Origin of the sequence: Bradyrhizobium macuxiense, assembly GCF_001542415.1 — a bacterium.
Classification (GTDB): domain Bacteria; phylum Pseudomonadota; class Alphaproteobacteria; order Rhizobiales; family Xanthobacteraceae; genus Bradyrhizobium; species Bradyrhizobium macuxiense.
This window is the reverse complement of record NZ_LNCU01000042.1, coordinates 211502-218913: the sequence shown is the minus strand read 5'-3', so window position 1 is coordinate 218913 and position 7412 is coordinate 211502. Positions and strand designations below refer to the sequence as shown.

Here is a 7412-nt window from a genome sequence, read left to right as displayed (position 1 = left end):
TCGGCGAGGTTGCTGCAGGCGAGCGGCGGATTGTACTTCACTGACGACTTGCATTGATCCGGCAAGCGACATACATCGTGATCGTCGCGCGATCAGGTATCTTCCGCCATCAGAGCCAAGCCGTCAGGCATCGGGCCAGCAAAACGGAAGCCGCGACCTTCCCCAAATTTCACATTCTGCGACCGTGACCGGCCTTGAGCCGGTTCACGGCGCATGACATCGAGGATCATCAATGGCAGAGACGACTGCGGAGGTTATGGTTCACCCGCTCAAATACGATCGTAAGGCCAAAACCTACCGGATGCGGACACAGGCCGAGCTGCAAGCGGAAGCCGAAAAGATTTTAGTTCGGCGGGAGCGGAAGCAGCTCTATGCTCAACTCGACGCGGAAATTGATCGGGCAATAAAGCTTGGACTCGACGGCTTTGTATTTCCGGTCAAGTTGACTAATCGCTGAACTCAACCCAAAACAGCCCGATGCCGGTCTATGGCATCGGGCTTTTTGTCGTTTAGGGTTGGCTTGCCAGCGCCATCCCGCTGGCAGAGTCGCCCATGCGTTATTCCTGCCCGGATGGCCTTGGGTAGCTCCGGAGGAAACGCCTCTGTACGAGGCCCCTAGAGGCTCTCAGGAAACTGGGAAAACATGCCAACGCATGAGAACGAACTGGGAAACGAAGGACTGGGAAGTCATTGATATCGCTAGATGCTCCGCAAATATTGCGGATTGCGACAGTCTTAAACAGCTGAGTTGATGCGAAAGGCTGGTTAATCCGGACTAACCATGCTGGTGAGAGCGCGTCATCGGCGATCCGTCAGCGCAGGTCAAGCGCCGAGCGCGAACTGGCAGGACTGCTCGGCAAGGGCGACCAGGCCTTGGGCGCCATTATCGGCTGGCTGGAACGGATTCGCGAAAGCATCGCCCCACGCAAAGGCTAGACGTGCGCAAACTGGCACGCCCGCGTGCTCGGCGAACATCGGCGCTGAAGCCGACATCGAAGCATGTCGGCGAGCGCCGGATCACGGCGTCGGCGCGCCGATTCCCCCTTCAAACTGTCAATCGTGACTTACCCCAGAGATACGCCGGATGGTCTCACTGGTTTCGGAGGCGCAACATCCTGGATGAAATCCCTGAGCGCCTCGGTATCGAACGGCTTCCGGAGTATTTTCAGATTTGGCGGAGCTGCTTTTGCAGCATCGCTGTAGCCGGTCGTCAGGGCGACGGGCAAATTTGGATACCGCGACCGAATTTCCCGCGCGAGCCCGACACCATCGATGGTCCCGGGCATGACGATGTCGCTGAAGACGAGATCGATCTTCGTGCCGGCTTCGAGCAGCTTCAACGCCGCTTCCGCCGAATCTCGATAGACGGTCTCATAACCCAGGTCCTCGAACAGCGAGGATGTCACGTCAGCCACATCGGCGCTGTCGTCGACGACGAGAACCGTCTGCCGCTGCGACTGCCGTGTTCTTGCTCTGGCGGCGGCGAGCCCCTTGTTGGCGACTTGCTCGCCGGCGGAAGACGGCAGATAGATTGTAATCGTCGTTCCCTGTCCGACCTTGCTGTCTGCGGTCACCGTTCCGCCGGCCTGGTGCGCAAAACCATAAACCTGCGACAGGCCGAGCCCGGTTCCTTTTCCGACCTCCTTGGTCGTGAAAAATGGATCGAACATCTTGGACAGAAGGTTTGGTGGAATACCGGTGCCTGTATCGCTCAGCGCGATCGCAAAGAAGTCCTTCCCGGCACGATCACCGCCGGTTTGCCGGTCTACGGTCACGGCGTGGATGGACAACGTGAACGTTCCGCCGTTCGGCATTGCGTCGCGCGCATTGACGGCGATGTTGACGATCGAAAGCTCCAGTTCGGCGAGGTCCACCTTAACAGGCGAAACACCATCGCCAATGTTTTCGTTGTACACGATGTTCCCGCGCAGCGAGCTCTCAATCATCGTCCGCATGTTCTTGATCGACGCTTTCAGATCGACGATCGTCGGGCTGAGATGCTGGTGACGCGAGAACGTCAGCAATTGGCGCGTGAGACTTTCTCCGCGCTTGGCCGCGTTCTGTATGGCTTCGATTGCTCTTGGCAGTTTTGGATCGAGCAAGCGAGCGAAGATCTGGGCGCTGCCTCCAATGATCATCAACAGGTTGTTGAAGTCGTGCGCGATCCCGCCGGTCAGCTTGCCGATTGCCTCCATCTTCTGGGACATTGCGAGCTGTTCGCGCGCCTGGACCAGCTTCTCCTCCGCGTCTCGCCGCTCGGTCGCATCCCGGAGGATATTGATGAAGCCGATCAGATTTCCTGCGTCATCATGGCTCGCAGAGACTGAGCCGGTGATGAAAAACGGCGTCCCATTCTTTCTGATGCGCCACCCCTCGACTTCGTGCTTGCCGCTCTGGATCGCCGACTCCAATGCGTGGGCCGGTGAACCCGCGCGGCGTTCATCCGGCCGGTAAAATATCCCAAAATGCTTGCCTATGATTTCGTCCGCGCTGTAGCCGATGATTTTCTGGGCGGTGTTATTCCAACTCGTAACGTGCCCCTCTTTATCAAGGGCAAAGATCGCGTAATCGACAACGCCCTCGATAAGAGTTTGGAAGTGGCGTCTGATGCTGTCGAGCGCCAGCGTTTTTCGTTCAATCCTGCGATTCAGCTCGTCCTGGACAGCGCGTAGATGGGCTTCGGTCGCCTGATGCGTCGCAACTGCCGCAGCCAGGGCAAGTGGCGGCACCGATACGCTGATCGAAAGCACCAGCAACGACAACAGCGCTCCATCCAGATCCGCCTTGGGAAACGGATCGTTGCCTAGCCAGAACCCCCACACGGCCGTTCCGATGAAAACGAGCGCAGCCGTCGCGACGCTGCGTCGATTGCCGCGCAGGCCGGCCCACATCAACGGCAGCAGCACCAGAAAGCCCAGAAGGCTCCGATACGGCAGCAGCACGTTGATGTCGCTGCCGATGAGCTCGCCGCCGATGAGCGGACTGTAAGCAACAAACCCGATGATGCCCGCCAGGACAGAGACTGCGATCGATTCCAACAGGCTCCGCTCGAAGGAAATGCGTAAGGACGTCGTTGCCCAAAGCACGACGATCGGAACGATCACCAGGGTCCCGGCTACGTCTGCAAGCCACCAAGTCGACCAGTTGGTGAGGGAATCGGAAAGGCTTGGTTCGTTGGTGAGAATGAATCCGCCCAACACGATGATTGAACTGATCATCGCTGTTGGCGCAAAGGCAATGATTGCAAACTTCGCGACACTGGAGGCTGTCGAAAACGTCTGCTGGCCGCCCGACCAGCGACCAATCAGCCATGCCCCGGCAAATGCAGCCAGGAGGGTACCGATCCCGACGGAGCCAAACTCCACGATCGGCCGGTCGGCGATGAGATAAGGAAGAAAGGCCCCCACCAGGATCGCGGGCCAGATCCGGTAACCGCGCAGCATGACCAGCGCGAGCGCAAGCCCGGTGGGTGGCCACAACGGTGTCGTGGCCGGATTTATCGCGGGCAGCAATCGCGCGGATGCAGCAAGACCACCGTAGATCGCGGCAACCGCGAGAAGTTCGGCCAAGTAGGTTGCAACGCTTCGCGGGCTGCCGAGAGCGGAAACATCTATTTTACCAAGCCTAGCGCCTTCCATTACAGGCCTTTGCGGTCGGTGCGTCAAACAAGCGGTGGGGATCCGCCCTGCAGTCCAACGTTAGCCCAAACAGTTGTATTGCCGGCACGTCACCCTGCCAAACACTCAATGCAGTTTTGACCAAAGCATGGCGGCACGATGGTCGCTGGAAGGCGGCCTAGCACACGACGCCACGGGCGCTCGGGCAGGACCATTGACCTAACGCCGGAGATCCGAAGGCGAAAAGACGGATGCATATCGGCGCAGACCGGGTCGCAACGCCGCTGTGCCCCCTCTCCCGACTTCAATGTTCGACCCGGTAGAGGCGCCATCGCTCCGGCACGCCTTTGAGCTGGTGCGCACCGCGATCCTTGAAGCGAATTCCGGACTCCGCCATCAGATCCTTGACCGTGCTCGAGACCAGGACTTCGCCGGCACGCGCTTTCGCGGCGACGCGCGCGCCGATGTGAATCGCAAGACCGATGACCTCCGTCCCGCTCACGCTGTATTCGCCCGCGTGCAGCCCCACCCTGATCTCCAGTCCCAGCGTACGCACGGCGTCCCGGATCGCGGTCGCGCAGCGGACCCCGGCAGCCGGCGCGCCGAACGTCGCCAGCAGCCCGTCCCCCGTCGTCACGATCTCTTTGCCACGCAAGGCCTTCAGCTCCCTGCGGACGGCGGCGTAATAGTGATTCATCACTTGCGTCCAACGCGTATCGCCCAGCCGCGCGGCCTTTTCGGTGGAGCGAACAATATCGACGAAAAGGATCGTAGCGAGCGCTTGCTTGAGCTCGGCGCGACGATCCGCAGCTCGACGCCGGTTCGCGATATTTCCGGTCAGCGGTTCATAGCGATGATTGCGTCGCCGCGCGATTGCCGCCTTTGCATAGTCGTTGGCACGCTCCACAGTGCGGCAACGAATGGTCTTTTCCCGCGGCGGAAGCGTCCAGTAGACCTTCCGTCCGTCTCCAGCACCATGGACCTCAACGGCGCCCCACTTCAAGAGGATCGTCGAGCCGACCCGACGAATGCACCATGCCTTTGACGTGTATCCGGAAACGTTCGACTGATGGACTCCGATGCGAAGGAATTTGGGCATGAGCGTCCGGCCGATCGAAAGACCGCTTGGGGGCCTACCTGGGTAAAGCGTAGTCATACATTCGCGCGTTGGCAACAGCACGCCCAATTGAAAAATCCACCGACGGCTCTCGCGCGAATTCGCTTTCGCAATCAACATTCACGACAGAGTGCCATCGAACGGGCCTTGGTCGAGAACCAACTCGGCCCGCGGTACGGTCATTGAAGTCGCACGAAAGCGTCATCGCAACGTCAACGGTCGGCGAAACACTCCCCGCCTCGGTGCAGGCAATTCTCATCCCACTGAAAATGGAGAGGGGCGACCTCATGCATGGTTTTCGTGACTATCTCTCGTCGACTGCCGCGATCGCGGCGGCGATGATCGCCTGCGGCGTCTCAGCCGCGCAAGCGGATGACGACGGCGGGCATTCGCAACGCCACGGCTACAAGCACGTGCTGCTGATCAGCGTCGACGGCATGCACGCCGTCGATTTGAAGCGTTGGGTCGCGAGCCACCCCGGCGGCAACTTCGCCAAGCTCACCCAAAAAGGCGTCGTCTATCCGAATGCCTTCACCACCGCCCCGTCCGACAGCTATCCCGGCATGCTCGCACAGGTCACCGGCGCCACGCCGAAGGGCGGCGGCCTGTTCTACGACGACAGCTATGACCGCACCGAATATCCCGCCAAGGCTTTCTACACCAGCCAGGGTCTCAATGATCCCGGTTGCGTAAATGCGGCCGGAACCGAACTCACCAACTTCGAGGCGCTCGACAAGAGCTACAATTATTCCACCGGGTTGGTCGCCGATTACACCGGCGGCGGCACGCTCGGTCAGGTCTACACGCAGCTCGATCCGGACCACATGCAGCGCAAGCTGGTCAATGGCCAGTGCGTCCCGGTCTATCCGCACGACTACGTGCGCACCAACACAATCTTCGAAGTCATTCATGAGGCCGGAATGCGCACGGCCTGGTCCGACAAGCATCCTGCCTACGAGGATCTGGCGGGCCCGTCGGGCAAGGGCCTCGACGAGCTGTTTGCGCCTGAGATCAACTCGCAGGACACGTTCGACAAAGGCGCCCAGACGGGCGACGACTACACCACCAGCTACACCGGCGTCCGCACTTACGACTCGCTGAAGGTGCAGGCCGTGTTGAACTGGATCGACGGCTACGACGGCTCTCGAATGCAGATCAAGCCCGTGCCCGCAGTCTTCGGCATGAACTTCCAGGCGGTCAGCGTCGGCCAGAAGCTCGCCAAGGCGGGCAACGCCGATACCGACAAATCGCTCGTCGGAGGCTATACCGACGCCCAGGCGACGCCCGGCAATGCGCTCACGCTGCAGTTCCAGTTCGTGGACGACGCGCTCGGCAAGTTCGTCAACGAGCTCAAGACGCATAACCTCTACGATTCGACGCTGATCATCGTCAGCGCCAAGCATGGTCAGTCGCCGATCAACGTCAAGGACCGGGTGGCGATCTCCGACGCGCTGTATAGCAAGGCGCCCGGGTTCGGTGCCAACGGCTTCGAGATCTGCGATGACGAGGCGCTGGTCTGGTTGTCGCCGGAAATGCAGCAGGCGACCAATCCGGCGACCGGCAATCCCTATTATGCAGATGCCAAGGCTTACATCCTGGCCCACGCCACCGATCTGCATATCCAGAAACTGCTCGATCGCGACGAACTCACTAGGCTCTACGAGGATCCGTTCCACAACAGCCGGGTGCCGGACTTCATCGCCATCACCGATCATGGCGTTATCTGCACCGGCGGCAGCAAGCTTGCCGAGCACGGCGGCTTCTCCGACGACGATCGTAACGTCCTGCTGCTGGTCGCCTCACCTCGCATGGACCATGGCAGGGTCGTCGAGGAGAAGACCTTCACCACCCAGATCGCGCCGACGATCCTCCGCGCGCTCGACCTCGATCCGCGCAGCCTCCAGGCGGTTCGCGAGGAAGGCGTTCAGGTCCTGAACGAAAAATAAGAGTCGCAGCGCCGCTTCGACATCGGCTCAAAGCAAAAGCGATCCCGCCGCAAGGGCGGCGGGATCGTTGCGATCGCCCTTGGCGGCCGCCCGGCGCTTGCGGCTTTCGGCTGGACGTCTATGACGCGAAGCGCGCCGGAACCTTTTTCCTTCTTGGGATTTTTGCTGTTTTCGCGGCAGCGAACGTCAGCATCGGAGAGAGGAGCCATCAAGCGGCGACGCCGGGTTAAGCAGATTTTCCCCCTTGAAGAGCGCCTTGCCCAGGAAGCCAAAGAGTTGCGCCAACGGGCTAAGCAGCTTCCGCCCGGTCGAGAGCGAGAAGCATTGCTGGGGAAGGCGCTGCACAACGAGACCACGGCTCAATTGACGGAATGGCTGGCGTCGTCAGGCCCACGGGTGCCCATCTAGGAGGAACGACATGCCGGCAAACCACAACCATATCGACGGAGTGGAAGTAGCCTTTCTCTGCGCTGCGGCGGTGTCCTTTGTGACGCTGATCGCGAGCGTGGCTTGGGTCCTGATTCAGTGAAATCCCGCTCCATGTGGTTCAAACTTCAAAGTCGGCCATTCGCCTGAAGGGCGGCGCTTGGTACTGTGCCTTGCAGTGGTCGCTCCCGGACGTAGCTCAGCCTGCCATCGACGGCGGCCTCGGCACGTGCGAACTCTTGAACTGTCTCTTGCCGCGTCAGACTCGCCTCATGGAACGGCTTCGATAACGCCTGCTCGTCCTCG

Annotated in this window: 4 protein-coding genes; 2 read left to right on the top strand and 2 right to left on the bottom strand. The window is 60.4% G+C overall.

The features are described 5' to 3' along the window. The first annotated feature begins 232 nt into the window (after positions 1-232). Positions 233-457 carry a hypothetical protein gene (locus AS156_RS15990; protein WP_066500179.1) on the top strand — a complete coding sequence of 75 codons (225 nt, stop codon included), beginning with the start codon at positions 233-235 and terminating at the stop codon, positions 455-457. 607 nt (positions 458-1064) lie between these two features. Here AS156_RS15990 and AS156_RS40700 read toward each other — a convergent pair. Both AS156_RS40700 and AS156_RS15980 read right to left on the bottom strand, forming a co-directional pair. Next, positions 1065-3569 carry an MASE1 domain-containing protein gene (locus AS156_RS40700; protein ID WP_245312838.1) on the bottom strand — a complete coding sequence of 835 codons (2505 nt, stop codon included), beginning with the start codon at positions 3567-3569 and terminating at the stop codon, positions 1065-1067. A gap of 352 nt (positions 3570-3921) precedes the next feature. Beyond that, positions 3922-4716 carry an adenylate/guanylate cyclase domain-containing protein gene (locus tag AS156_RS15980; protein ID WP_066505860.1) on the bottom strand — a complete coding sequence of 265 codons (795 nt, stop codon included), beginning with the start codon at positions 4714-4716 and terminating at the stop codon, positions 3922-3924. A gap of 305 nt (positions 4717-5021) precedes the next feature. Here AS156_RS15980 and AS156_RS15975 point away from each other — a divergent pair, with 305 nt between their 5' ends. Then, positions 5022-6680: an alkaline phosphatase family protein gene (locus tag AS156_RS15975; protein WP_066505917.1), complete on the top strand. Its 1659-nt coding sequence runs from the start codon at positions 5022-5024 to the stop codon at positions 6678-6680. The last annotated feature ends 732 nt before the right edge of the window (positions 6681-7412 follow it).